This window comes from Amycolatopsis sp. (assembly GCF_036008905.1).
Taxonomy (GTDB): Bacteria; Actinomycetota; Actinomycetes; order Mycobacteriales; family Pseudonocardiaceae; genus Amycolatopsis.
The window spans coordinates 24029-46865 of record NZ_DASYMU010000207.1 but is presented as its reverse complement, the minus strand read 5'-3'; the positions used below and the strand labels follow the sequence as shown (position 1 = coordinate 46865).

Below are 22837 nucleotides of genomic sequence, written 5' to 3'. Positions count from 1 at the left end.
CCGCGGTTCCATGGAACCGGCGACCTCGATGCGGTAGTGCAGTTTCCTGGCCATCACTTGCCTCCACAAGGGGGGAAAGTGCCGGCACACTCCCGGGGCTTCGGAAATGTGCCGACACCTTCCGGGCGGGTCAGAACTGGGCTTCCTCGGTGGATCCCTTGAGCGCGGTGGTGGTGCTCTCCGGGTTCAGCGCGGTGGCGACCTGGTCGAACCAGCCGGTGCCGACCTCACGCTGGTGCTTCGTCGCGGTGTAACCCCGCGACTCGGCGGCGAACTCGCGCTCCTGCAGCTCGACGTAGGCGGTCATGCCGTCGTTCGCGTAGCCCTGCGCCAGGTCGAACATCGAGTAGTTCAGCGCGTGGAAACCGGCCAGCGTGATGAACTGGAACTTGTAGCCCATGTGGCCGAGTTCGCGCTGGTACATCGCGATGGTGGCGTCGTCCAGGTGCTTCTTCCAGTTGAACGACGGCGAGCAGTTGTACGCCAGCAACTGGTCCGGGTTCTTCGCCTTGATCGCCTCGGCGAACTTGCGGGCGGTCTCGAGGTCGGGCTCGGAGGTCTCCATCCACAGGAGGTCGGCGTACTCGGCGTAGGCCAGGCCACGCTCGATGCACGGCTCGATGCCGTTGCGCACGTGGTAAAAACCCTCCGCGGTGCGCTCGCCGGTGACGAACTGCTTGTCACGGTCGTCGACGTCGCTGGTGATCAGCGTCGCGGCCTGCGCGTCGGTGCGGGCGATGACCACGGTCGGGACGCCGGCCACGTCGGCCGCGAGACGCGCGGCGTTCAGCGTGCGCTCGTGCTGCTTGGTCGGGATGAGGACCTTGCCGCCGAGGTGGCCGCACTTCTTCTCCGACGCGAGCTGGTCCTCCCAGTGCACCCCCGCCGCGCCGGCGTTGATCATGCCCTTCATCAGCTCGAAAGCGTTGAGGGGACCACCGAAACCGGCTTCCGCGTCGGCGACGATCGGAGCGAACCAGTCGATGTCGGTGTTGCCTTCGGCCCAGTTGATCTGGTCCGCGCGGCTCAGCGCGTTGTTGATGCGGCGGACGACCGCGGGCACCGAGTTGGCCGGATAGAGGCTCTGGTCGGGGTAGGTCTGGCCGGAGAGGTTCGCGTCGGCGGCGACCTGCCAGCCGGACAGGTAGATGGCCTTCAGGCCGGCGCGCACCTGCTGCACGGCCTGGTTCCCGGTCAGCGCGCCGAGCGCGTGGATGTAGTCCTCGGTGTTGACGAGGTTCCACAGCTTTTCCGCGCCACGGCGGGCGAGCGTGTTCTCTTCGACGACACTGCCGCGCAGCTTGACGACGTCTTCCGCGGTGTAAGAGCGCTTGACTCCCGCCCAGCGGGGGTCGGTCGCCCACTGCTCGGTCAGCTCGGCTGCTGCCTGTGCCCGTCGGTCGGCCTGCTCAGTCATCGGTGACTCCCATGCTCATGCTTTGCGAACTTTGCAACTACTCGCTTGCTTGGCAGAACCATGACATGAACAGGGAAAACAGATCCAGAGAGCCAATTTGCCAATTCTTGCGAACCTTTTGTATGTTGTCTGCGAAGGTTGCGAACGCCTTGTTGGCAACCTTGCGGTCTTGATCGGTTTCTGAATCGTTCAGGGCAGGAAACCTTCCCGACAGAGAGGCCGTCGTGGACAAAACCTTCGCCGGAGCACGCCTGCGGCATCTGCGTGAAAGCCGGTCGATGAGCCAGGCGGACCTGGCCCGTGTGCTGGAGATCTCACCCAGCTACCTCAACCAGATCGAGCACAATTCGCGCCCGCTGACCGTTCCCGTCCTGCTTCGCATCACCGAGGCATTCGGCGTCGACACCGAGTTCTTCGCCAACAACGACACCTCCCGGCTGGTCGCCGACGTCAAGGAAGCCCTGCTCGACGAGTCGCTCGGCGTCGAGGTGTCGACCAGTGAACTCAACGAACTCGCCACCAACCTGCCGTCGATCGCGGCGGCGCTGGTCAAACTGCACCGCAGCTACCGCAACGCCGTGGAGAACACCGCCGCGCTGACCGTGGAAAACGGCCTCGGCCTGCACGGAAGTGCCGCCGGATCGCTGCCGCACGAAGAGGTCCGCGACTTCTTCTACGAACGCGAGAACTACGTCGCCGAACTCGACGAACGCGCCGAGCGGATGGCGGCCGAGATCCCACTGCTGCGCGGCAACGTGCTTAGCGCGCTGCGCGAACGCCTGACCGGGCATTACGGCGTGAAGGTGGTCAACGAAGGCATCGACGAAGCCGCCGGTGAACAGCACCGCTACCAACCGGGCGACAAGGTGCTGCGGCTCGCGCCCAGCCTGCGCGTCGGGCAGCAGGCGTTCCGGATGGCGTCGCAGATCGCGCTGCTGGAGTACGACAACCTCATCACGGAACTGGCCGATTCATGGGCGTATTCCGGTCCCGCGGCGCGGTCACTGGGCCGGGTCGGGCTGGCGAACTACTTCGCCGGGGCGCTGATCCTGCCGTACGGCGTCTTCCACTCGACGGCCGAGAAGTTCCGCTACGACATCGAGCGGCTGTGCGACCACTTCGGCGTCGGCTTCGAAACGGTGTGCCACCGGCTTTCGACGTTGCAGCGCCCCAAACTGCGTGGCGTGCCGTTCTCGTTCGTGCGGGTCGACCGCGCGGGGAACATGTCGAAACGCCAGTCCGCGGCCGGTTTTCACTTCTCGCGTGTCGGCGGCGCGTGTCCACTGTGGAAGATCTACGAGGCGTTCACCTCACCGGGCAAGATCCTGACGCAAATCGCCACGCTGCCGGACGGCAAGAGCTACTTCTGGGTCGCGCGCACGGTGTCGCGCAACATCGGCGGCTACGGCAGCCCCGGCAAGACGTTCACCGTCGGCCTCGGCTGCGAGCTACGCCACGCGCGGCGGCTGATCTACTCGACCGGCCTCGACCTCGACGACCGTGCGGCGGCGACCCCGATCGGCATGGGCTGCAAAGTCTGCGAACGCCCCGCGTGCTCGCAACGCGCCTTCCCGACCATCGGCAAGCAGTTGACCGTGGACGAGAACACCAGCACCTTCGTTCCGTACCCTGCCGTGCCGAAACCGACCTAGGGTTGGGGCTTCGACTGACTGGGGAGCGGCGATGATCCTGGTGACCGGGGCGACCGGCAATGTGGGCGGCGAAGTGGTCAAACACCTGACGCAGCGCGGTGAATCGGTGCGCGCTCTGGTCCGTGGCGAACGCGAACTGCCGAAGGGTGTCGAGCCCGTGATCGGGGACCTCGGCGATCCGGCCGGCCTGAAAACGGCGTTCGACGGCGTGCGCGGGGTGTTCCTGCTGGGCGGCTATCCGGATATGCCCGGTGCGCTGGCCGTGATGCGGGACGCCGGGGTCGAGCACGTCGCTCTGCTGTCGTCGCGATCCGTCGTCGGCGGGCAGGAGAGCAACGCCGTCGTCGCGACGCATCTGGCCGCCGAGCGCGCGGTGCGGGAATCCGGGCTGGCGTGGACGTTCGTGCGGGCCAGCGGGTTCATGTCGAACGCGCTGCAGTGGCTTCCGCAGCTGCGTGAGGGTGACGTGATCCGCGAACCGTTCGCCGACGTGGCGATCGCGGCGATCGACCCGTACGACATCGCCGCCGTGGTCGCCGTGGCGCTGACATCCGAGGGGCACGCGGCGCAGGCTTACGCGGTCACCGGCCCGGCGGCGATCCTGCCCGCGGACCGCGTACGCGTGCTCGCGGAGGTGCTGGGCCGGGACCTGCGGCTGGAACCACAATCCGACGAGGACGCTCGCGCCGAGATGAGCAAGACCACGCCACCTCAGTACGTCGACGCGTTCTTCCGGTTCTTCGTCGACGGCGAGTTCGACGACTCCCCGGTGACCACCACCGTGCGCGACCTGACCGGCCGAGCTCCCCGCACCTTCGCCGACTGGGCGGCGGCGCGGTTCCCGCGTCCTTAACGACGTTCGCCATCTGTCGACAGATGGGTAGTTGCGGACGCGGGGTATCACGAGATGTCGACATCTCGTGGCGCGTGGCTGGGCTCGGTGACCGGACTAGACCGTCACCCGTTCGGGTGATCAAGTCCTAAGTCGCCCAATCGGTGGGCATGTCTCTGACATGGTCGCCTGAGTGTTAAGCCTTGTCGGAGAGGGATTCAAGGATGACCGGTGGTTTCGGCGCGGTCCCGGAAGAGTTGTACCGGACCGCGAACCAGATCGGGGACGTGATCGGCGGCGCGGCGGGCCTGCTGTGGCAGGGCCCGAGCGGTGACTACGGCCATCCCGGCGTGCAGACGGGCTGGGGAAGTTTCATCGACAACGTCAAGACCGAGGTCGAGAAGCTCGCCAAGAAGGCCGAAGGCCACGGCGAGGATCTGCGCACGGCAGCGGCGAAGTACGCGAATTCGGACACCGGGGCGGTGGACTCGCTCGGCAAGTTCGGCGCGGGCCTGTTCGACTCGCCCGGCGGGCAAGGCGGACTCGGAGCAGTCCTGGGCGGCATCGGCCCGCTCGGCGAATCGAAGATCGGTGCCGGGTTGGAGGGCGTACCGGGCGGCGGGTTCACCGGCGGCCTGACACCGACAGAACTGAACGAGCGCTTCGATGAGTCCGCTCCCGGCAAGCTGCACGACGTGCCCGGTGGCGGCTTCACCGGCGGGGCGACCGGCAAGATCACCGGGTCGATCGACGAACCCACCGGGGTCATGAGCCCCGAACGCTCGAAGGAACTGTTCCCGGATGGCTCAGGCAGCACGCCATCCGACGAACAAGGTGAAGGGCCGGTTTACTGAGATGGCGGCCGAACTGGGGCAGACGACCAATCCCAAGGACCTCGTTCCCGGCGAACCCGAATTGATCTCGGGCGACCTGCGCGAACTGGTGGGCAACATCGAGCGGATGGCCGGGATCCAAGAAGGGCTCGGCTCGATCGACCCGCAGAAGTGGGTCGGCGGCGCGGGCGACAGGTTCCGTGAGATCTTCGGCCAGGAGCCGACGAACTGGGCGGACACGATCGGCGTCCTCGGCAAGGGCGCCCACGCGCTGGTGGACTACGGCAACACCCTCAACTGGGGCCAAGCCGAGGCACAGCGCGCCATCGAGCAGTTCACCCAGGCGCAGGCGGCCTCACGCGCGGCCGCCGCCCAGTACAACGCGCAGGCGCAGCAGGCCCAGGCCGCCGGGCAGGTCATGTCGCCGTTCACCGATCCCGGCCAAGGCGCCGTCCAAGAAGCGCAGCAGATCCTGGACAACGCGCGCGGCAAACTCGAACAGGTCGGTGGCGCGGTCGCCAAGGCACTCGGTTTCGAGAAGAACGAGGACGGCACCTACACCAAAAAGGGCGGCGAGAAGGAGTTCGGCGCCGACAAGCGCCAAACCAAGAAGAAGTGGGACCCCGAGAAGAAGCAGTGGGTCGACGAAGATCCCGGCGGCTGGCAGAACAGCAAGAACGGCAAGAGCTACAAGGGTGAATGGGGCAGCCAGTCCGACGGCATGCTCGGGGACAAACTCGGTGGCCTGCTGGAGAAGCTCGGCATCGACACCTCCGAAGAGACGGTGTCGGCCGCGGCGAGTGTGGACCTGCTCGGCGGCTCGCTGGACGGCAAGTTCGACTCCGGGTTCGTGGGCGGCAGCGGCAAACTCGAGGGCTCGCTGATCGGCGCCGGCGCGGAAGCACACGCCGGTGCGAGTGTGCTCGGCTTGACGGCGGGTGCGTCGGCCGAGGCGTATCTGGCCAAGGGAAGTGCGGCGGGAGAGCTGAACTTCGGCGAACACATGGGCGTCAAGGGCGAAGCCGAGGGCTTCGTCGGTGCCAAGGCGAGTGCCGAGGGCACCCTCGGCTGGACCGGCGCTCAAGGCAGCGCCGAGGCGTTCGCCGGCGCCAAGGTCGAAGGCAACGTCAGTGCCGAGGTCGCCGGGGTGACAGCCGGTCTCCACGGTGAGGCGTGGGCCGGTGCGGGCGCGGAAGCGAGCGGGCAGGTCGGCATGGGTGACGACGGGAAGTTCCACGTCGGTGCCTCGGTCGGCGTCGGACTCGGCATCGGCGGCAAGGTCGGTTTCGACTTCAGCGTCGATCCTGCGGCGGTCGTCGACACCGTGCAAGATGTGGCGGGTGATGTCGCGGACGTCGCTTCCGACGTCGGACACGGCGTCGCCAATGCCGCCGGGGCTGTCGGCGACTTCCTCGGCTTCTGACGCTTCAGGAACATCACCAACGGATTCGGAGAGACAACGTGGTAGCCACCATTCCGGTACCGATCGAGTTCTCGCTCCCCGAGGGCTGGCGTTCGGTACCGCCGGACGAGGTCGGTACCCCCGACGCCGCGTTCGTGGCGCTGCATCCGGGCAGCGTCCGGAACGGCTTCACCGCCAACATCACGCTCACCGGCGAGATCCGCGGCGAAGACGACGAGCTGACGGCGATCGCCGACGAAGCCGTGGAGCGCTTGCGCGCGGGCGGCGCCCAGGACGTGAAAGTGGGGCGGCGCAACGAAGTCGGCTCGCCCGAGAACCCCGGGCTGACCCAGGCCGTCAAGTTGACCATTCCCCTGAACGGCCGTCCGGCCGAACTGGTGCAGTTCCAGGTCTTCATGGCCTTGCGCGATCAGAAGGACCCGAGCCGGCGCGCGGTGCTGCACCTCGTGTTGTCGGCCTTGCTGGAAGACCAGTTCGAAAAGGTCATCGACGATTTCCAGAAGTTCCTGTCGACCATCAAACCCGAGAGCGCCCGATGAGTGAAACCGCCAAACAGCTTCTGGCCCGGATCGAAGCGCTCGACACCGCGGCCGCGAACAACCGCATGCGCGCGGAGTCGTACAGCCGCATGGCCGACGAGCTGAAGGACGCCCAGGGCCACGGCAGCTCACCGGACGGCGTGGTGAACGTGGTCGCCGGTCCCGGCGGCGCGGTCACGTCCGTCACCTTCAGTGAGCGCGCGCGGGACACCCCGCCCGAGGTCCTGTCGGCCGACGTCATGCGGGCCATCACCGAGGCACAGGCTTCGGCGGCCCGGCTACAGGCCGAGGTCGTGCGCCGCGGGCTCGGTGGCACCGAACTGCTGGACCGGGTCCTGGACTCCGACGAGCAGTTGTTCGGCGCCCCGCGGACCTCGGTCGCCGTCACCGGCCCGGCACCCGCCGGGCCCGCTCAGCCCGCCGCCGCGAACCGGCGTCCGGACCGGGAAGACGACTTCAGCTTCGAAGAGTTCAGCGTCTACGACGAGAAGAAGGCTCGATGAGCGCGGGAGCGGTGATCGCCATCGCGGTCGGCGGCACGGTGCTCGTCGCCGCGGCGATCGTGGCTCTCGTGCTGTGGCTTCGACGGTCGTACGACGCGAAGGAACAGCAGTCGCTGACGAGCCTCGACGAAGAACTGACCCGGCGCGGCTGGCGGTACGAGGAGAACAACGACTCGTACTGCTCGCTGTACAACCAGCAGAACGAGTTCGCGACGCAGAGCCTGCTGCAGATCTTCGACCCGCTGAGCCCGTACCACCTGCCGCCCCGGGCGGTCTCGGCGAAGCACATCATCACCGGCTCCCACCGTGGCCGTCCGTTCCTGGCCGCGACGTTCGTGGTCGACCACAAGGGCGAGCGATCCCCCGTCCGGACGATCTGGGTACGCACCCCCGGCCAGGGGCCGGCGCTGACCGTGAGCCGCGTGGCCCGGGCCCAGAGCCGGGTCCGGGCCGGGATCGGCCAGCGTGACCTGCAGTCCGGAAACCCGGACTTCGACGAACAGTTCGAGGTGAGCACCGGCGACGGGCGGTTCGCCCAGACCGTGCTCACCCCGCAGGTCACGCGGTTCCTGCTGACCGATCCGCGCCCGTTCCGCAGCGTCATGTTGCTGGGGGCGAACCTGGACGTCGGCGACCCGATCGACGACCACCGCGATCCCGCCGAGCTCATCGGAGCGCTGGACCTACGCTGCGACCTGCTCGATCTCGTTCCCCGTTCCGCCTGGGCCTAGGCCGTGTCTGGTAAATCAAGTTCGCGGTCTCCGCGCCCAGGCGGCCCCTGACGGCACGGGGGATTCACCCGAGTACGACCCCGGTACGAGGGCAAATCCCCCGCACCGCCAGGAACCACCTGGATCACGAAGCCCATCGAACAGATTCACCAGACACGACCTAGGAGGCTTACCCGTGTTGTCCCGTCCTGTTCGGACAGTCGTTCTCGCCGTCTGCTGCGCCGGTTTCGTGCTGACCGGCTGCTCGGTGAAGGTGTCATCGACGCCGGAAGCGAGCATCACCAAGGAAAGCCTCGAGAAAGGCATCGCCGACGTGCTGGAGCAGCAGGTCGGCCAGCGCCCGGACTCGATCACCTGCCCGGGACCGGTGAAGGCGGCGGCAGGCGAGAGCGTCCGTTGCGAGCTCGCCGCGGGTGCCTTGAAGTACGGCCTCAGCGCGACGGTCAACTCGTACGCCGACGGCAAAGCCAACTACTCGGTGAAGGTCGACGACAAGCCGGCCAACTGACCGACATCGAACGGGCACCGGGCACGGGCGTAGATTCCCTAGCCGTGCAGGAATGCGAAACGGCGAACGCCGCATTGGTGGAAGAAGCCGCTCAGCGCCTGGCCGGTGTGGTCACCCGGACGCCGCTGGAGCCCAACGCGCGGTTGTCGTCGCGCGTGGACGCCCAGGTCTGGCTCAAACGCGAGGATCTCCAGACGGTCCGGTCGTACAAGGTCCGCGGTGCGTACAACTTCATCGTGCAGCTCGACGAGGAGACGCGCGCCCATGGCGTGGTGTGCGCGAGCGCGGGCAACCACGCTCAGGGTGTCGCGTACGCCTGCCGACGGCTGGGCGCGAACGGCCGGGTCTTCGTGCCGGGCACGACACCGCGCCAGAAGCGCGAGCGCATCGCGACGCTCGGAGGTTCGCGCATCGAGGTCATCGTGGTCGGCGAGACCTACGAAGACGCCTCCGCGGCGGCGAAGGAAGAAGCCCAGCGAACCGGCGCGACGCTGGTTCCGGCGTTCGACGATCTGAGGACGGTCGCCGGTCAGGGCACGGTCGCGCTTGAGATCGTGGAGCAGCTCGGCTTCGTGCCCGATGTGCTGGTCGTGCCGGTCGGCGGCGGCGGGCTGATCGCCGGGATCGCCGGCTGGGCGCGGGAGCGCCATCCCGAGATGCGGATCGTCGGCGTCGAACCGGCGGGTGCCGCGTGCATGGCCGCCGCGATGGCCGCGGGTGAGCCCGTCCGGATCGCCGAGGTCGACTCGTTCGTCGACGGCGCCGCGGTGCGCCTGGCCGGATCCGTCACGTACCCGCTCGTGCGGGACAGCGGCGCCGAGCTGACGACGATCGCCGAGGGCGCGGTGTGCACCGAGATGCTCTCGATGTACCAGGCCGACGGCGTGATCGCGGAACCCGCGGGCGCGCTGGCCACGGCCGCACTGGGCAACACCGTCAAGATCGAGCCCGGGCAGACAGTGGTGTGCGTGGTCTCCGGCGGCAACAACGACGTCAGCCGCTACGGCGAGATCATCGAGCGCTCCTTGGTACACGAAGGGCTGAAGCACTACTTCCTCGTCGGCTTCCCGCAGGAGCCGGGCGCGCTGCGCCGCTTCCTCGACGAGGTGCTCGGCCCCGACGACGACATCACGCTGTTCGAGTACGTCAAGCGCAACAGCCGGGAAACCGGACCGGCGCTGATCGGCATCGAAATCGCGCGGCCGTCGGATCTGCCTGGCCTGCTCGACCGGATGAACCGCAGTCCCTTGCAGGTGGAGCCGGTGGAGCCGGGCAGCCCGATGTTCCACTTCCTCCTGTGATACCACTTGCGGTATGGAAAGCAAGGTAGCCGGAGTACGGAGTCTGCACGAACTGAAGGAGCTAGTCCACGGTGGTGTGCAGCCCGACTACCTGTTGTTCTACGGTCATAAGCCGCCCTACGGCGGGCTGATCAACGCCACCTGCCTCAGCCAGTGGTGGCAGGCCGACTTCATCCTCGACGGTGAGACGTACCGCACCGCCGAGCAGTTCATGATGGCCGCGAAGGCGATGCTGTTCGGCGACTTCGCCACGGCCGACAAGATCCAGGCCGACCCGAACCCGAAGAACGCGAAGATCCTCGGCCGCGAGGTCGCCGGGTTCGAGAAGGAGAAGTGGGAAGACAACCGCTTCGACATCGTCGTCGACGCGAACCTCGCGAAGTTCTCGCAGAACCGCAAGCTGCTTAAGTTCCTGCTCGCGACGGGTGATCAGGTGCTCGTCGAGGCCGCGCCTTCGGACACCGTCTGGGGCATCGGCCTGGACCGCGACGACAAGAACGCCCGCAACCCCGACCGCTGGCGCGGCCTCAACCTCCTGGGCTTCGCCCTCATGGAAGTCCGCGCTCAGCTACGCGCCAACGCCTGACTTCGGCAGTCCTTGAAGGGAAGGCTTCGCACTTTGGTGAGAAAGTGCCACTCGGCTTGTCGCCGGAACGCCGTGAAGGGAACCTTGAGGGACTCAGAGTCCCTCAAGGTTCCCTTCACGGCATCGATAAGTCCCGGGCTACCGCAGTAATCCCGTTGGGCGGCAGGCGTCTTAGCCTTCGCCCAGTGTCTTCTGCAGGGCCTTGTTCGCCTTGCGGGCCATGTCGGCGATCGCTTCGCGGCGTGCGGCGTCGGCGGCGTAGTCGTCCTTGCGGTTCCGGACAACACGTGCGGGTGAACCGACGGCGATCGAGTAGTCCGGGATGTCGCCGCGCACGACGGCGTGGGCGCCCATGACGCAGCCGCGGCCGATCCGGGTGCCCTTGAGCACCGAGACCTTCGTCCCGAGCCAGGTGTCCGGCCCGATCCGCACCGGCGCCTTCACGATGCCCTGGTCCTTGATCGGCACCGTGATGTCGGCCGTGACGTGGTCGAAGTCGCAGATGTACACCCAATCGGCGACCAGCGCGGCCTCGCCGAGTTCGATGTCGAGATAGCCGTTGACCACGTTCTGCCGTCCGAACACGGCCTTGTCGCCGATCCGGAGCGAGCCTTCGTGACAGCGGATCGCGTTGCCGTCGCCGATGTGCACCCAACGGCCGATCTCCATGCGCCCGTAGCCGGGACGGCAGTGGATCTCGACGTTCTTGCCGAGGAACAGCATTCCCCGCAGGATGATGTGCGGGTTGGCGATCCGGAACTTCAGCAGCCGGTAGTACCGCACCAGGTACCAAGGCGTGTAAGCCCGGTTGCGCAGCACCCAGCGCAGGGAGGCCGCGGTCAGGAACCTTGCTTGCTGAGGGTCCTGGCGGGCCTGGCGCCAGGACCTGATCCTGGACAGCGCCGGCGCACCCCACATGGACGTCATGCCGCTGACCGTAGCCTGTGGGTGGGCAAAACAGGCATCGAGGGAGTGGCATGGGGACCAAGCTGATCATCGACACCGATCCCGGCATCGATGACGCCTTCGCGATCTCGCTGGCCGCGGTCAGCGCGGACGTGGATCTTCTCGGCGTGACGACGGTGTTCGGCAACGTCCCGTTGTCCGCGACGACGATCAACGCGCGCAGGCTGCTGGCGCTCTGCGGACGGCCGGACGTGCCCGTCGCGGCGGGTGCGGAGCGGCCGCTGGTCCACCCGCAGCCCTTCACCGCGGCATACGTCCACGGCGCCGACGGCCTGTCCGGACTGTCCGACACGCTGCCGGAGCCGACGCGCGAGCTCGAATCGGTCGACGCGGTGACGCTGATGGTTTCCCTGCTGGAGGCCGCCGACGAGCCGGTGACCATCGCCCCGATCGGCCCGCTGACGAATATCGCGCTGCTGCTCGCGGCCCATCCCGGGATCAGGGAGAAGATCGCGCGGATCGTGATCATGGGCGGCGGGCTCGACTTCGGCAACACCACCACGGCGGCCGAGTTCAACATCTGGAGCGACCCGGAAGCGGCGCGCCGCGTGCTCGTCGAAGAAAACGTGCCGTGCGTGCTGGTCCCGCTGGACCTGACCCATCGCTGCGCGGTGGACTACGAGTGGCTGGAGAAGCTCGCCGCGTCGGGCGGCGTCGGCGGCGCGCTGACCGGCCTGACCGGCAGTTACCTCAAGCACTACCCGAAGGCACTCGGCCGCGAAGGCATCGTGCTACACGACACCGTCGCCGTCGCGGAGGCGATCAGCCCGGGCATCCTCAAGACCGAGCGGTACCCGATCGACGTCGACACCACCTTCGGCCCGAGCCGCGGCGCGACGGTGGTGGACCGTCGCCGGGCGCAGGCCCGCGCCGAGCATCCCGAAGGCACCACGCCGGACAACACCGTCGAGGTCGCGGTGGACACCGACCTCGACGGCCTGCGCGCGTTCGTGTTCGACCGTCTTTCCGGGAGCCGATGATGGAGACAGAGGAGACGCCCGAACACCACCCGCGCAAACGTCGTGCGCTGGTGATCCTCGCAGCCGTGGTCGTCGCCGCCGGAGCACTGGTCGCGGCCGTGCAGCTCGCGCCGGCCGGCCAGCAGGCCGCCACTCCCGCGGCCGCGCCGCCGCCCTCCCCGCCGCCGTCCCCGGACGCGATGCCGACGGAAGTGCCTGTCGCCGTGCAAGACCAGGTGACCGTTCCGGAGAAGCAGGGCCAGGAGTTCGACGCCTGGGCCAGCAAGACGAGCCAGTGGCTGGACATCCCGTTGCGCGCGATGGTCGGCTACGCCAAGACGACGGTGTCTCTCGGCAAGGAACAGCCCGGCTGTCACCTCTCGTGGATCACGCTCGCCGCCATCGGCAAGACGACCACCGACCACGGCCGGGTGAACGGCGGCCAACTCGGGGAAAACGGCGTCGCCGCGAACAAGATCGGCACGCTCGAAGTCCGCGACTTCTACGGCAGGGTCGTCTCGACGGCGAACGCCTCCGGCCCGCTGCAGCTGACGCCGTCGATCTGGTCGAAGTACCAGCAGAGCGCGTCCGGCGGGGCGCCCGACCAGCAGAACATCGACGACGCGGCGCTGACCGCCGGGCGAGCGCTCTGCGCCGACGGCCGTGACCTCGCGAAGGGCGCGGACTGGTGGTCCGCGGTCACCTCGCTGCAGCCCGCTCCCCTGTTCCTGCACCGCACGCTGGCGACGGCGAACGTCTACGGCACCGTCGGCAAGAACACCGAAGCTCCGAACCCGAAGGTGCTCGACGCGGTCAACTTCGCGATCAGCAAGATCGGGCTGCCGTACGTCTGGGGCGGCAACGGCAAGGGCGGCAACGACCCGGGCTTCGATTGTTCGGGGCTCACGACGGCCGCGTACGCGAGCGCGGGCATCACCATCAAACGCACCGCGGACACCCAGTTCCGCAGCGTCAAAGCGGTGTCCGAACCGGCTCTCGGCGACCTGATCTTCTACGGCGAGCCACAGACGAAGATCCACCATGTCGGGCTCTACATCGGCAACGAGCAGATGATCGACGCGCCGACCCAGGGCCAGGCCGTGCAGGTGCACACCTACCGGAAACCGAACGACGACTACGCCGGCGCCGGACGCCCCACGAACTAAACCCGGCGGGCCACGAGATGTCGACATCACGTGATCTCTCAGCAGCTAAGAGATCGCCATCTGTCGACAGATGGGGTAGCGGATGATCCAAGAGGCGCCCGACTATCAGGGGCCCGGACCGCACCGAATCATCGTGAACGGCCCCTCCAACGCTACCGAACGCATGAGTGACGACTGGGCGCCGTCGCGCGAGAGCGGTGACTGCGCGAAAGTCCGGACGATCGTCGGCGATTCGGGGCAACACCGCGCGTCGCCGGCCTATCCCGACTACGACGAACTGAACCGCAAACTCGAGCCACTCGTCATGGCAGACGCCCCAAGTTGAGGTCAGCATTCGTGAGCGCGTCGGCGGGACTTGCTACCGCATAGTCGCTGGGCATGGGGACACCGTGTTCAGCGGCGCGGCTGGTCTCTTCCCAGGCCGCCCAGGTGGCCATTTTCCGTTGGGAGACCTCGAAAGCCAGGTCGTAGACCATGCTGCCGAGCAGTAGCCGAAGCGGCGGATTGTCGCTGTCCACCAGCTTCATGACGGCTTCGGCGGCGAGCTCCGGCATGCTGTCCACGGAACCGTCGGCGAACGTCTTCTCCAGTTCGGCCCGCAGCGGCGTGTAGACGTCCATCGGCTCGGTGGCGGCCAGACCCGAGGTGTAGAGCTCGGTCCAGTAGCCGCCGGGCTCGACGATGGTGACCTTCACGCCGAAGCCAGCGGCTTCCGCGGCGAGCGCTTCGCTCATCCCTTCCATGGCGAACTTGCTCGCGCTGTACATCCCGGAGAGCGCGAACCCACTGAGCGCGCCGATGCTGGAGACCTGCAGGATGTGCCCGGATCCCTGGGCCCGCAGCACCGGCAACACGGCTTGGCTGACCCAGAGCGCGCCGAAGAAGTTGGTGTCCATCTGGGCGCGCGCCTCGGCCTCGCTGAACTCTTCGAGCATCCCCATCGCGAGGAAACCAGCGTTGTTCACCACGACGTCGAGACGACCGAAGTGCCGCACCGCCGTGTCGACGGCGGTGAAGACCGCGTCCCGATCGGTGACGTCGGCCTGGAGGGTGAGCAACCGTTCGGACGGCTCCAGGTCGAGGCGGGTGCGCGCCACGGCGACCACACTGTCGCCACGGGCGAGCGCGGCTTCGGTGAACGCGCGGCCCAGGCCACGGCTGGCGCCGGTGACGAACCAAACGCGAGTGCCGGTCATGGGTGACTCCCTTCACTTTGCCGAGACGGACCGTCTCGACTCGTTTGAAGGTACGCAGAGCTCTCCGTCGTGTCAAGACGGCCCGTCTCGTCTCGCAAAGGTAAACTGCCCGCATGACACCGCAGCCCAAGGCGGCCAGGCGCAGCCAGACGTCTCGGCAAGCGATCCTCAACGCCGCGTTGGACCTGGTCGGCGAAGTCGGCTACGCCCGGCTCAGTATCGAAGGCATCGCGGCGCGAGCCGGCGCGGGCAAGCAGACGATCTACCGCTGGTGGCCGTCGAAGGGCGCGGTGCTGTTCGACGCGCTGATGATGCTCACCGAGGGCCAAGACGAGGAGGCCGCCGAACTCCCCGACACCGGCGACCTCGAAGCCGACCTGAAAACCGTGCTCCGCGCGACCGTCGACGAACTGAACGAGCCGCGGTACAGCGAACCGATGCGTGCGCTGGCGGTCGAAATCCTCGTCGACCCGGTCCTGGCGGCCGACTTCACCGAGCGGGTGGACCAGCCGATGAAGGAGCTCAAACTCCGACGGCTCCGCAAAGCTCAAGAAGCCAAGCAACTCGCGCCCGAAATCGACCTCGACGTGGCCGTGGAGTTGATCTGGGGACCGCTCCGGAGTCGCTGGCTGCACCGCGAAGGCCCGCTCACCCACGAGTACGCCGACACGATCGTCGAAACAGTCCTCACCGGCCTGCGAGGGTGATGATCTCCGGGCTCGTTTCGGTGAGCAGGCTCTGGTCCCAGTCCCCGAACTGCTCGTCGACGACGAAGCCCACCTCGGCCAGGAACGTCGAAAGCGCTGCGGCGTCAAGGAATCTCAGCGTGCTCTGACTCTCTTGTGGACGGTCCCAGGCCGGGCTGGTGTACGTCGTGGTGAAGCTGACGAGATCGTCTTCGAGCGGAGTCTCGACCTCGTGCCAGCTCCGCACGGTGTTGCCACAGGCGTCGACAAACTCCGAAACGTTGTCCGGCGTCCAGCGCTCCCACGCCCGCGCGGCCGGGTTACGGGTCTCGAACGCGAAGCGGCCGTTCTCGGTGAGAGCCGAGCGGATCGACGCGAGCGAGGTGCGCAGTTCGTCGTCGGTGACGAACACCTGAAAAGCGTGGCCTGCCATGACGATCAGGTCGAATTCACGGTCCAAGTGGACCGTGGTGAGATCCCCGAGCAGCCATTCGACATCCGTGCGCTTGCGGGCCCGCTCGATCATCCCGGCGGCCGGGTCGAGCCCGCAGAGCCGTCCGGCGTGCCCGGCCGCCCTGGCCGCGTGCAGCAGCGTGCCGGTACCGCAGCCGACGTCGAGCACGGATTCGGCGGCCATCACCAAGCCTGAGTAGAAGGCGTAATCACCGCGGCTTTCCCAGGGGTGCTGCGCGTCGTATAGCTCGGCGAGCCCGGCATCGGCGAACTGGTGATCGACCATGCCGCCAACCTGCCAGCTCCTTTCGGAGCCCGCGACTGAATTACTGCCGGCGGCAGCCGCGCGGAGATCGGCCCGGACTCGGTCGGCGTCGCGGTCTTGGACGTCCGTGCTGCCCACGAGCGACCACGGACGCCAGGCCAGGAGCCACCGGTACGGCCAACGCGATGAGCGCGATCATCATGATTTCCTTCCGGTGGCTGAGAAAAACGGGTAGGTGAAGGTGCCGCCCTCCGCTGTCCGTCGCAGGTCCGCGAGACCTCGATCCCAAGCGGCTCGGGCGCGGACGCGGCGGGACGATCGTCGTCGCGGCACCCGTCGCGGCACCGACGGCCGCGCTCACCGGCCTGCCGACGTCGAACGCGCTGTTCGCGGGCGAGCCCGGCGCGGACATCTTCGACGCGATCCGGGCGGTGCCCGCTCGGATCGACCTGTCGCCAGGAACTCCCGACCTCGCGGCGTTCCCGCGCACGGCGTGGTTACGCGCCGAACGTGTGGTGCTCGACAAGCTCGCGGCGTCCGACTTCGGCTACGGAGATCCCAGCGGGACACCGGTGCTGAGGCACGCCGTCGCGAACTGGCTGGCGCGCAACCGCGGGATCCGGGTGGATCCGGGTGGATCCGGGCGAGGTGATCATCGTCGCCGGAGTCGCGCAGGCACTCGGCCTGATCGCGCAAACGCTTTCGCAGGAAGGGTTTCCGGCGATCGCCGTCGAAGATCCGGGGTCGCTCGGAGCACGGCAGCATCTGCGCAGCTGGAACCTCGAAACCCCGCCGATCCCGGTCGACGTCGACGGAATCAGCGTCGACAACCTACGCGAAAGCGGCGCGCCGGCCGTCCTGCTGACTCCCGCGCACCAGTTCCCGACCGGCGTCCGGTGCCCGCTCATCACCACCAAGCGGTACGCCGACCTCGGCAACGCCGTCCTGCCGCAGCTGGTTTTGGCCCAGCTCATGGAGTCCGGCGAGATGCAGCGTCAGCTGCGGTTCCTTCGCGGCCGACATCGGCGTCGGCGGGACGCGATGGTCCAGGCGATCGGCACCCATCTCCCGGGCGCGGTCGTGCACGACGCCGCGGCCGGGCTGCACCTGATGGTCACCTTCGACGCCGACTTCGCCGACACCGAACTCGCGGCCGGTTCACTCGCGCGCGGTGTGAAGGTCCAGCCGCTGTCGTGGCACCACCAGCGCCCGAGCGGGCCGGGGCTCGTCCTGGGCTACGCCGCGAGCGCGTCGACCGCCATCGAGGACGGGATCGCCACCCTCGGTGACGTCCTGCGCGGACTCGTGGGTTGACCTCAGTACGCTGGGGCGAACCCCAAATCAGCGAAAATGGAGTGGAACTGTGCGGCAATCCCAGGATTCGCGGGTCTTGTGCGAAGAAGACCTGCTGGAGGATCCGGCGAAGATCGGTTACGCGGTCCTGGACGTCGAAGACGAGTGGCAGCTCTTCTCGACCGGGGACCAGTCCAACATCGTCGCCATCACGCTGGAGGAAGCCCTGGTCCTGCTGCCGGAGTTGGCGCTGCTGGACTTCCTGAAGCCGGGCATGGTCGCGGTGGCGGGCGAAGCGCCGGTCACCTGGTTCGTCGAGTCCTACGAGCCCGCCGACCTGGAGCCAGACGAGCTCGCGACCTGGGTCAAGGATTGGGATCTGCCGTTCGCACCGGAGCTGGAATGCTCGGTGAGCCCGGATCTGGCCGAGGTGCAGGACCTCGACGAGCCGCGGATCCGGAAGATCTACCAGATCACGCGCTCCACCCCGGAGGTCTGGAGCTTTTTCGGCCAGTACGCCGTGGACGAGGAAGAGCACTACCCGATGCTGCTGCGCGACGTCGTGATGCTCTACCCGGCCGTCGCCGACGCCCTGCGCCAGCATGCGGACTCCTCGTCGGACCTGCTGTGGGACGACGAAGTCCGCGAATGGATCGTGGCGAGCCCCACCACCTGATCGGCCCAAGACAAAAGCGGCATCAAGGGACCTTTACTACCGCGAGACGGCAGTAAAGGTCCCTTGCTCTCGCTGTGTGCCCGGAAGCGGCACCGAATGGGCGCTGGCGACCTGGGATCTGCGTGGTCTATACCAATAATGTGGTCTAGACCAAGCCCATGCTTCCCAGGCACGGAGGTCCTCGTGAAACTCTCCTCTCCCCGGCGCGCCCTTACCCTGCTCGGCGGACTGCTCGCGCTCGCGGCGGGTTTGGCGGTCCCCGGCACCGCCGTGGCCGCGGCCGGTTCGCCGCTGCCCGTCGCGCCCTACGTCGACATGGGCGAATGGCCGACGCCGAGTTTGTCCGCGATGTCGGCCGCCGGGAACGTGAAAGGCTTCACCCTCGGCTTCGTGACGTCATGGGGCTGCAAGGCGAGCTGGTTCGGCGCCTACGACCCACGCGCCAGATGGCAAGCCGACGAAATCGCGAAGATCCGCGCGGCCGGCGGCGACGTGAAGGTGTCGTTCGGCGGCGCCTCCGGCATCGAGCTGGCGCAGGCATGCAGCAGTGTGTCCACTTTGGCCGCCGAGTACGACGCCGTCGTCAAGGCATACGGCCTGAAGTACATCGACGTCGACATCGAAGGCGCGGCCGTGGCCGACCCGACGTCGGTCCAGCGACGCTCGCAGGCATTGAAGATCGTGCAGACGAACAACCCCGGGCTCAAGATCTCCCTGACCCTGCCGGTGCTCCCGAACGGCCTCGACGCCAACGGGCTCAACGTCCTGAAGGCCGCGAAGGCCGCGGGCGTCGACCTCGACCTGGTCAACGTGATGGCGATGGACTACTACGAAGGCGCCGGAGACCAAGGCGCGAAAGCGATCTCGGCGGCGAAGGCCACGCAGGCCCAGGTGAAATCGGTCCTCGGCCTGGCCGACGCGGCCGCGTGGAAGAAGGTCGGCGTCACCCCGATGCTCGGCGTGAACGACTCCCGCAACGAGATCTTCTACCAGAAGGACGCCCGCGCCCTGGTCGCCTTCGCGAAGACCGCGCACCCCGGGATGCTCGCGTTCTGGGAGGTCGGGCGCGACGCCAACGCCTGTACCGGCGAGCTGTACCGCTGCAACAACATCCCGCAGACGCCCTACGAGTTCTCCAAGATCTTCGCCGGCTACACCGGCTAGCTTCAGTGTCAGGGCAGGTAGTACATCGGGGTTCGGCAGTTTCACCGGACGTTCGGCGTAGCCGCCTTCGAGGTCGCTGAACTGGTCACCGAGGTTCAACACGATGGTGTCGCCGGTGGCGGCGATATGCGCGCGGGTGCCGGACTTGTATTGCACGGTGTTGCAGGTCAGGCCGCACGGCAGGTACGCGGGCGCGGTGGTCTTCGGCTTGAAGTAGGCCGCCGCCGGGGCCGGGAAGCCCCCGTTGGCGAGGTTCTTCAGCGAAGCCGGGCCCTGCAGCTCGTTGCGGCCGGTCAGGAAGATGACCTTGACGCCGCGCTGCGCGGCCCAGTTGGCCAGTTCCAGGGTCGGCTTGATCGCGGGGAACTCGCCGTTGTCGATCGCGGTCTGCTGCTTGGCCGGGTCGAAGCCGAAGTCGTTGTCGGCCTCCCAGCCGAAGGTGACCTCGGAGGTGTCGTCGACGTCGAGCACGATCGCCGGGTTCTTCACGCCGTTCTGCAACCGCTTGGCGAGGTACTTCTTCGCGTCCGCGACCTGCTTCGCCGTCTCCTTGGCCCACTGGCTCGTGTCCGAGTAGTGGTGCTTGCCCGCGGCGTCGGCGTAGTCGCCGTAGTAGGCCTTGACGTCGAGCTTGACCTGGCCGATGTTGCCGGGCGGAGTGCGCGGCGTCGCCGGTGGTGGCGAGCGCGGACGCGGCACGAGAGCTCCTCGGTAAAGGACGAACGGACCCTAAACGATCAACGGCCGTTGAGTCTGCAGGGCATCGTCTCAGGTGCGGGCGGCCCGGCAAAGGAACGCGACCGGCGACCGGCCGATGCGGGTCAGCACCACGCTCGCCTCGGCTGAACCCCGCAGCTTGAGCCGTTTGCGCAGGGCGTCGGGATCGATGTCGAGGCCGCGGATCAGGATTTCGAGGCGGCCGATCTCGTGTTTCCGCAGCAGCGCGCGGAGGGTCTTTTCGTTGTACGGCCCGTGTTCCAGCACCTGGAAGGCGCGGACACCGGGCGGCGGGGTGTCACCGGTGAGATAGGCGATCCGCTCGTCGAGCTGCCACAGGCCGTGCCGGGCGCCGTAGTGGCGGACCAGGCCCGCCCGCACGACAGCGCCGTCCGGATCGATAATCCACTGACCCGGTTCGGCGGCCGGGATGTCGTCGGGATCGTCGTCGGTGATCGTCCACTGTGTACCGTCCGAGCGAAGCACAGTGGCCCGTGTAGACACTGTCGCGATGTCGCCTCGCCAGAGGCAGGCTTCGCGCACCTGGCCGTCGAGCGAGACGAGCTCGACCTCGTCCGCCCACGGCATATCGTCGCGGTCGAGCCCCGGCGCGCATTTCACCGCCAGGTCCCGGCCCGGATAAGCGTCGACCAACTTGTCAAGCGGGGGAAGGAAATCCGCCGGACGCCACGAGCGCCTGCCGGACGAATCACGGCGAGCTGGATCGGCGACGACGACCGTGTCGCGACTCGCCGGATGCAGGGCGTCCGCTCGGACCAGAACGGGCGCGACACCCGCTTCGGCGGAGTTGTGGCTTGCCATCGCCAAGCGCACTTCGTCCAAATCGGACCCGACGCAGCGCCGGGCGACGCGGGCGATCTCGACCAGGTCAGCACCGACCGAACACGTGACGTCGTGGACGTCGAGCCCAGTCAACCGGCTCGCCCGATGCCGGGCCACCAGCGTCGCGCTCGCCTGCTGCAGCGCGTCGCCGGTGAACAGCCACGCCTCCGAATCATCCACTTTGGACATGGCTTTTCGGCGCAGCACCACGGTTTCGATGACCGCGGCCGCGTGTTCCTCACCCGCGATCCGCCGGGCCGCGGCGACGTCCGCGATCCGGGTGGCGTCGGTCAGCGCCAACGTGGCACAGCCGGCCACCGCCGCCGAACCGGACGCCGAACGCAGGAACGCGACGTCGTCGAGCGAGAACCCGTAAGGCAACTTAGGACCGTTTGGTCCCGGTGATCATCACGTTGTAGAACAGGTTGCGCGGCAGGATCTTCGACAGCACGTTCTTGTCCAAAGCGGACAGCTGGATCCACAGCTTGTAGGCGAACAGCCGCCAGCGCAGGGTCAGCTTTTCCTGCGGCACAGCCGCTTCGAACGTCCGGATCGGCCAACCGGCGAGCGCGGCCGCGAACTCCTCGGTGACCGCCTTGACGTCCTGGCCACCCGCACCGCGCGCGAGCTGCTCCAGCTCCGCCGGGTCGAAGGTGTGGATGTCGACGACGGCTTCGAGCGCGGCGGCGCGCGACGACTCGTCGAGCTCCTCCTGCGGACGCCGCCACGAGGCCAGCGCCGGGATCTTGGTGACCTTCGTGGTCAGGAACCAAGTCAGCTGGCCGAGCTTGCGGGCGTACGCGTTGCCGATCGTCGTCGGCTCACCGGCGAACACGAACCGGCCGCCGGGCTTGAGCACGCGCAGCACCTCGCGGAACGCGGCCTGCACGTCCGGGATGTGGTGCAGCACAGCGTGTCCGACGACGAGGTCGAACGAGTTGTCCGCATACGGGATGCGCTCGGCGTCGGCCACGCGGCCGTCGACGTCGAGGCCCAGCGACTGGGCGTTGCGCAGCGCGACCTGAACCATGCCGGGCGAGAGGTCGGTGACCGAGCCCTTCTTGATCACGCCGCCCTGCATCAGGTTCAACAGGAAGAAACCGGTGCCACTGCCCAGTTCCATCGCCGTCGGGTACGGCTGGCCGTCTTCACCGGCGACGGCGTTGAAGACGTTGGTGGCGTAGGAGATGCAGCGCTCGTCGTAGGAGATCGACCACTTCTCGTCGTAAGTGCCCGCCTCCCAGTCGTGGTAGAGCACGTTCGCGAGCTTCGGGTCGGAGAAGGCCGCCTGGACCTCTTCGGCGGTGGCGTGCGGGTGCGGAGCCGGATCCGTCACTGTTACTTCCCCTCGAAAGTGGCCTTGCCGGGCCCGTTCTCGATGAACGACCGCATGCCGTTCGCCTGGTCTTCGGTCGCCCACAACGCGGTGAACAGGCTGGTCTCGAGCTTGAGCCCGGTCTCCAGGTCGGTGTTGAGGCCGCCGTCGATCGCGGCCTTCGCGGCCCGAAGCGCCACGGCCGGGCCGTTCACGAACTGCGAGGCCCATTTCAGCGCGGCTTCGTAGACGTCGTCCGGGGCCACGACCTCGTCGAGGATGCCCAGCTCGCGTGCCTCGTGGGCCTTCACGAACCGGCCGGTGAAGATGAGGTCCTTGGCCTTGCTCGGGCCGATCAGCCGCGCGAGACGCTGCGTGCCGCCGGCGCCGGGGATGATGCCGAGCTGGATCTCCGGCTGGCCGACCTTCACGTTGTCCCCGGCGATACGGCGGTCCGCGGCGAGCGCGAGCTCCAGCCCGCCGCCGAGGGCGTACCCGGTGATCGCGGCGACCGTGGGCTTCGGGATCTGCGCGACGGCCGTGAGCGACGCCGTCAGCGCGGCACCGAACTTCGCCATCTCCACATAGGACTTGTCGGCCATCTCCTTGATGTCCGCGCCACCCACGAAGGCCTTGGGCCCGCCGTGGATGATCACCGCGCGGACGTCGTCACGCTCACTGGCCTCTTTGGCGGCCAGGGCGAGCTCGATCTGCACCTGGTTGTTCAGCGCGTTGACCGGCGGGCGATCGAGCCTGATCGTGCCGACACCGGCCTCAACTTCAAGGCTTACGAACTCACCCATGCCATCCTCC

Annotated in this window: 24 protein-coding genes and 1 pseudogene; 17 read left to right on the top strand and 8 right to left on the bottom strand. The window is 67.7% G+C overall.

All coding sequences use genetic code 11. From position 1 onward, the window contains the following. Positions 1 to 130: 130 nt before the first annotated feature. Positions 131 to 1417, bottom strand: a complete 1287-nt coding sequence (aceA, locus tag VGP60_RS33545; RefSeq protein ID WP_327552188.1) for an isocitrate lyase — start codon at positions 1415 to 1417, stop codon at positions 131 to 133. A 224-nt stretch (positions 1418 to 1641) separates the two neighbouring features. Between aceA and VGP60_RS33540 the strand changes: the two genes are divergently transcribed. The 10 genes from VGP60_RS33540 to VGP60_RS33495 all read left to right on the top strand — a co-directional run bounded on the left by VGP60_RS33540 (position 1642) and on the right by VGP60_RS33495 (position 10325). Continuing rightward, positions 1642 to 3069, top strand: coding sequence for a short-chain fatty acyl-CoA regulator family protein (locus VGP60_RS33540; protein ID WP_327552187.1), 1428 nt, complete (start codon positions 1642 to 1644; stop codon positions 3067 to 3069). A 31-nt stretch (positions 3070 to 3100) separates the two neighbouring features. Then, entirely contained in the window at positions 3101 to 3922 is an 822-nt protein-coding gene (locus VGP60_RS33535) for an NAD(P)H-binding protein (RefSeq protein ID WP_327552186.1), read from the top strand. Between the two features lie 203 nt (positions 3923 to 4125). Further along, positions 4126 to 4755 (top strand): hypothetical protein, encoded by a 630-nt coding sequence (locus VGP60_RS33530; RefSeq protein WP_327552185.1) that lies wholly within the window; start codon positions 4126 to 4128, stop codon positions 4753 to 4755. Beyond that, a complete protein-coding gene (locus VGP60_RS33525; protein ID WP_327552184.1) occupies positions 4703 to 6157 on the top strand; it encodes a putative T7SS-secreted protein in 1455 nt (484 codons plus the stop codon). The genes VGP60_RS33530 and VGP60_RS33525 overlap by 53 nt, the downstream gene beginning before the upstream one ends. Positions 6158 to 6195: 38 nt before the next feature. Next, entirely contained in the window at positions 6196 to 6696 is a 501-nt protein-coding gene (locus tag VGP60_RS33520; RefSeq protein ID WP_327552183.1) for a hypothetical protein, read from the top strand. Then, entirely contained in the window at positions 6693 to 7199 is a 507-nt protein-coding gene (locus VGP60_RS33515; RefSeq protein ID WP_327552182.1) for a YbaB/EbfC family nucleoid-associated protein, read from the top strand. Before VGP60_RS33520 ends, VGP60_RS33515 begins: the two co-directional genes overlap by 4 nt. Beyond that, positions 7196 to 7930 carry a hypothetical protein gene (locus VGP60_RS33510; protein WP_327552181.1) on the top strand — a complete coding sequence of 245 codons (735 nt, stop codon included), beginning with the start codon at positions 7196 to 7198 and terminating at the stop codon, positions 7928 to 7930. The genes VGP60_RS33515 and VGP60_RS33510 overlap by 4 nt, the downstream gene beginning before the upstream one ends. Before the next feature lie 178 nt (positions 7931 to 8108). Further along, a complete protein-coding gene (locus VGP60_RS33505; RefSeq protein ID WP_327552180.1) occupies positions 8109 to 8438 on the top strand; it encodes a DUF4333 domain-containing protein in 330 nt (109 codons plus the stop codon). A gap of 44 nt (positions 8439 to 8482) precedes the next feature. Further along, on the top strand, positions 8483 to 9739 hold the full coding sequence (gene ilvA / locus VGP60_RS33500) for a threonine ammonia-lyase IlvA (protein ID WP_327552179.1): 1257 nt from the start codon (positions 8483 to 8485) through the stop codon (positions 9737 to 9739). 13 nt (positions 9740 to 9752) lie between these two features. Then, positions 9753 to 10325 (top strand): NADAR family protein, encoded by a 573-nt coding sequence (locus VGP60_RS33495; protein WP_327552178.1) that lies wholly within the window; start codon positions 9753 to 9755, stop codon positions 10323 to 10325. A gap of 171 nt (positions 10326 to 10496) precedes the next feature. On the opposite strand, the gene VGP60_RS33490 is transcribed toward VGP60_RS33495, so the two are convergent. Then, complete coding sequence (locus VGP60_RS33490) at positions 10497 to 11252, bottom strand: acyltransferase (protein WP_327552177.1); 756 nt, start codon at positions 11250 to 11252, stop codon at positions 10497 to 10499. Positions 11253 to 11302: 50 nt separating this feature from the next. On the opposite strand from VGP60_RS33490, the gene VGP60_RS33485 reads away from it, so the two are divergent. The 3 genes from VGP60_RS33485 (at position 11303) to VGP60_RS33475 (ending at position 13741) form a co-directional block, all read left to right on the top strand. Continuing rightward, the gene (locus tag VGP60_RS33485; RefSeq protein WP_327552176.1) at positions 11303 to 12271 is read left to right on the top strand and encodes a nucleoside hydrolase; all 969 of its coding nucleotides are present in this window, start codon (positions 11303 to 11305) and stop codon (positions 12269 to 12271) included. Beyond that, positions 12268 to 13416, top strand: a complete 1149-nt coding sequence (locus VGP60_RS33480; RefSeq protein ID WP_327552175.1) for a C40 family peptidase — start codon at positions 12268 to 12270, stop codon at positions 13414 to 13416. Before VGP60_RS33485 ends, VGP60_RS33480 begins: the two co-directional genes overlap by 4 nt. 82 nt (positions 13417 to 13498) lie before the next feature. Beyond that, complete coding sequence (locus VGP60_RS33475) at positions 13499 to 13741, top strand: hypothetical protein (protein ID WP_327552174.1); 243 nt, start codon at positions 13499 to 13501, stop codon at positions 13739 to 13741. Here VGP60_RS33475 and VGP60_RS33470 read toward each other — a convergent pair. Next, a complete protein-coding gene (locus VGP60_RS33470; RefSeq protein WP_327552173.1) occupies positions 13719 to 14612 on the bottom strand; it encodes an SDR family oxidoreductase in 894 nt (297 codons plus the stop codon). The two genes, VGP60_RS33475 and VGP60_RS33470, sit on opposite strands and share 23 nt — an antisense overlap. Positions 14613 to 14725: 113 nt before the next feature. Between VGP60_RS33470 and VGP60_RS33465 the strand changes: the two genes are divergently transcribed. After that, positions 14726 to 15319: a TetR/AcrR family transcriptional regulator gene (locus VGP60_RS33465; RefSeq protein WP_327552172.1), complete on the top strand. Its 594-nt coding sequence runs from the start codon at positions 14726 to 14728 to the stop codon at positions 15317 to 15319. On the opposite strand, the gene VGP60_RS33460 is transcribed toward VGP60_RS33465, so the two are convergent. Further along, a complete protein-coding gene (locus VGP60_RS33460) occupies positions 15300 to 16037 on the bottom strand; it encodes a class I SAM-dependent methyltransferase (RefSeq protein WP_327552171.1) in 738 nt (245 codons plus the stop codon). The two genes, VGP60_RS33465 and VGP60_RS33460, sit on opposite strands and share 20 nt — an antisense overlap. 612 nt (positions 16038 to 16649) lie before the next feature. Here VGP60_RS33460 and VGP60_RS33455 point away from each other — a divergent pair. The 3 genes from VGP60_RS33455 to VGP60_RS33445 all read left to right on the top strand — a co-directional run bounded on the left by VGP60_RS33455 (position 16650) and on the right by VGP60_RS33445 (position 19149). Further along, positions 16650 to 17330 carry a hypothetical protein gene (locus VGP60_RS33455; protein ID WP_327552170.1) on the top strand — a complete coding sequence of 227 codons (681 nt, stop codon included), beginning with the start codon at positions 16650 to 16652 and terminating at the stop codon, positions 17328 to 17330. 49 nt (positions 17331 to 17379) lie between these two features. Then, positions 17380 to 17985 (top strand): hypothetical protein, encoded by a 606-nt coding sequence (locus VGP60_RS33450; protein WP_327552169.1) that lies wholly within the window; start codon positions 17380 to 17382, stop codon positions 17983 to 17985. A 183-nt stretch (positions 17986 to 18168) separates the two neighbouring features. Next, complete coding sequence (locus tag VGP60_RS33445) at positions 18169 to 19149, top strand: chitinase (RefSeq protein ID WP_414640447.1); 981 nt, start codon at positions 18169 to 18171, stop codon at positions 19147 to 19149. Positions 19150 to 19157: 8 nt separating this feature from the next. Here VGP60_RS33445 and VGP60_RS33440 read toward each other — a convergent pair. The 4 genes and pseudogenes from VGP60_RS33440 to VGP60_RS33425 form a co-directional block, all read right to left on the bottom strand. Then, positions 19158 to 19803, bottom strand: a pseudogene (locus tag VGP60_RS33440) (HAD family acid phosphatase); the annotation flags it as partial. A 114-nt stretch (positions 19804 to 19917) separates the two neighbouring features. Further along, positions 19918 to 21090 (bottom strand): class I SAM-dependent methyltransferase, encoded by a 1173-nt coding sequence (locus VGP60_RS33435; RefSeq protein WP_327552168.1) that lies wholly within the window; start codon positions 21088 to 21090, stop codon positions 19918 to 19920. A gap of 1 nt (position 21091) precedes the next feature. Beyond that, entirely contained in the window at positions 21092 to 22045 is a 954-nt protein-coding gene (locus VGP60_RS33430) for a class I SAM-dependent methyltransferase (protein ID WP_327552167.1), read from the bottom strand. A gap of 2 nt (positions 22046 to 22047) precedes the next feature. Next, positions 22048 to 22827, bottom strand: coding sequence for an enoyl-CoA hydratase/isomerase family protein (locus VGP60_RS33425; RefSeq protein WP_327552166.1), 780 nt, complete (start codon positions 22825 to 22827; stop codon positions 22048 to 22050). Positions 22828 to 22837 lie beyond the last annotated feature (10 nt).

Bases quoted from the DNA above. Each gene is read 5' to 3' on its own strand.
- VGP60_RS33425 (WP_327552166.1), bottom strand. From the start codon at position 22,827: ATGGGTGAGTTCGTAAGCCTTGAAGTTGAGGCCGGTGTCGGCACGATC.
- VGP60_RS33480 (WP_327552175.1), top strand. From the start codon at position 12,268: ATGATGGAGACAGAGGAGACGCCCGAACACCACCCGCGCAAACGTCGT.
- VGP60_RS33490 (WP_327552177.1), bottom strand. From the start codon at position 11,252: ATGACGTCCATGTGGGGTGCGCCGGCGCTGTCCAGGATCAGGTCCTGG.
- VGP60_RS33515 (WP_327552182.1), top strand. From the start codon at position 6,693: ATGAGTGAAACCGCCAAACAGCTTCTGGCCCGGATCGAAGCGCTCGAC.
- VGP60_RS33530 (WP_327552185.1), top strand. From the start codon at position 4,126: ATGACCGGTGGTTTCGGCGCGGTCCCGGAAGAGTTGTACCGGACCGCG.
- VGP60_RS33495 (WP_327552178.1), top strand. From the start codon at position 9,753: ATGGAAAGCAAGGTAGCCGGAGTACGGAGTCTGCACGAACTGAAGGAG.
- VGP60_RS33465 (WP_327552172.1), top strand. From the start codon at position 14,726: ATGACACCGCAGCCCAAGGCGGCCAGGCGCAGCCAGACGTCTCGGCAA.
- VGP60_RS33535 (WP_327552186.1), top strand. From the start codon at position 3,101: ATGATCCTGGTGACCGGGGCGACCGGCAATGTGGGCGGCGAAGTGGTC.
- VGP60_RS33470 (WP_327552173.1), bottom strand. From the start codon at position 14,612: ATGACCGGCACTCGCGTTTGGTTCGTCACCGGCGCCAGCCGTGGCCTG.
- VGP60_RS33525 (WP_327552184.1), top strand. From the start codon at position 4,703: ATGGCTCAGGCAGCACGCCATCCGACGAACAAGGTGAAGGGCCGGTTT.
- aceA (WP_327552188.1), bottom strand. From the start codon at position 1,417: ATGACTGAGCAGGCCGACCGACGGGCACAGGCAGCAGCCGAGCTGACC.
- VGP60_RS33460 (WP_327552171.1), bottom strand. From the start codon at position 16,037: ATGGTCGATCACCAGTTCGCCGATGCCGGGCTCGCCGAGCTATACGAC.
- VGP60_RS33510 (WP_327552181.1), top strand. From the start codon at position 7,196: ATGAGCGCGGGAGCGGTGATCGCCATCGCGGTCGGCGGCACGGTGCTC.
- VGP60_RS33485 (WP_327552176.1), top strand. From the start codon at position 11,303: ATGGGGACCAAGCTGATCATCGACACCGATCCCGGCATCGATGACGCC.
- VGP60_RS33475 (WP_327552174.1), top strand. From the start codon at position 13,499: ATGATCCAAGAGGCGCCCGACTATCAGGGGCCCGGACCGCACCGAATC.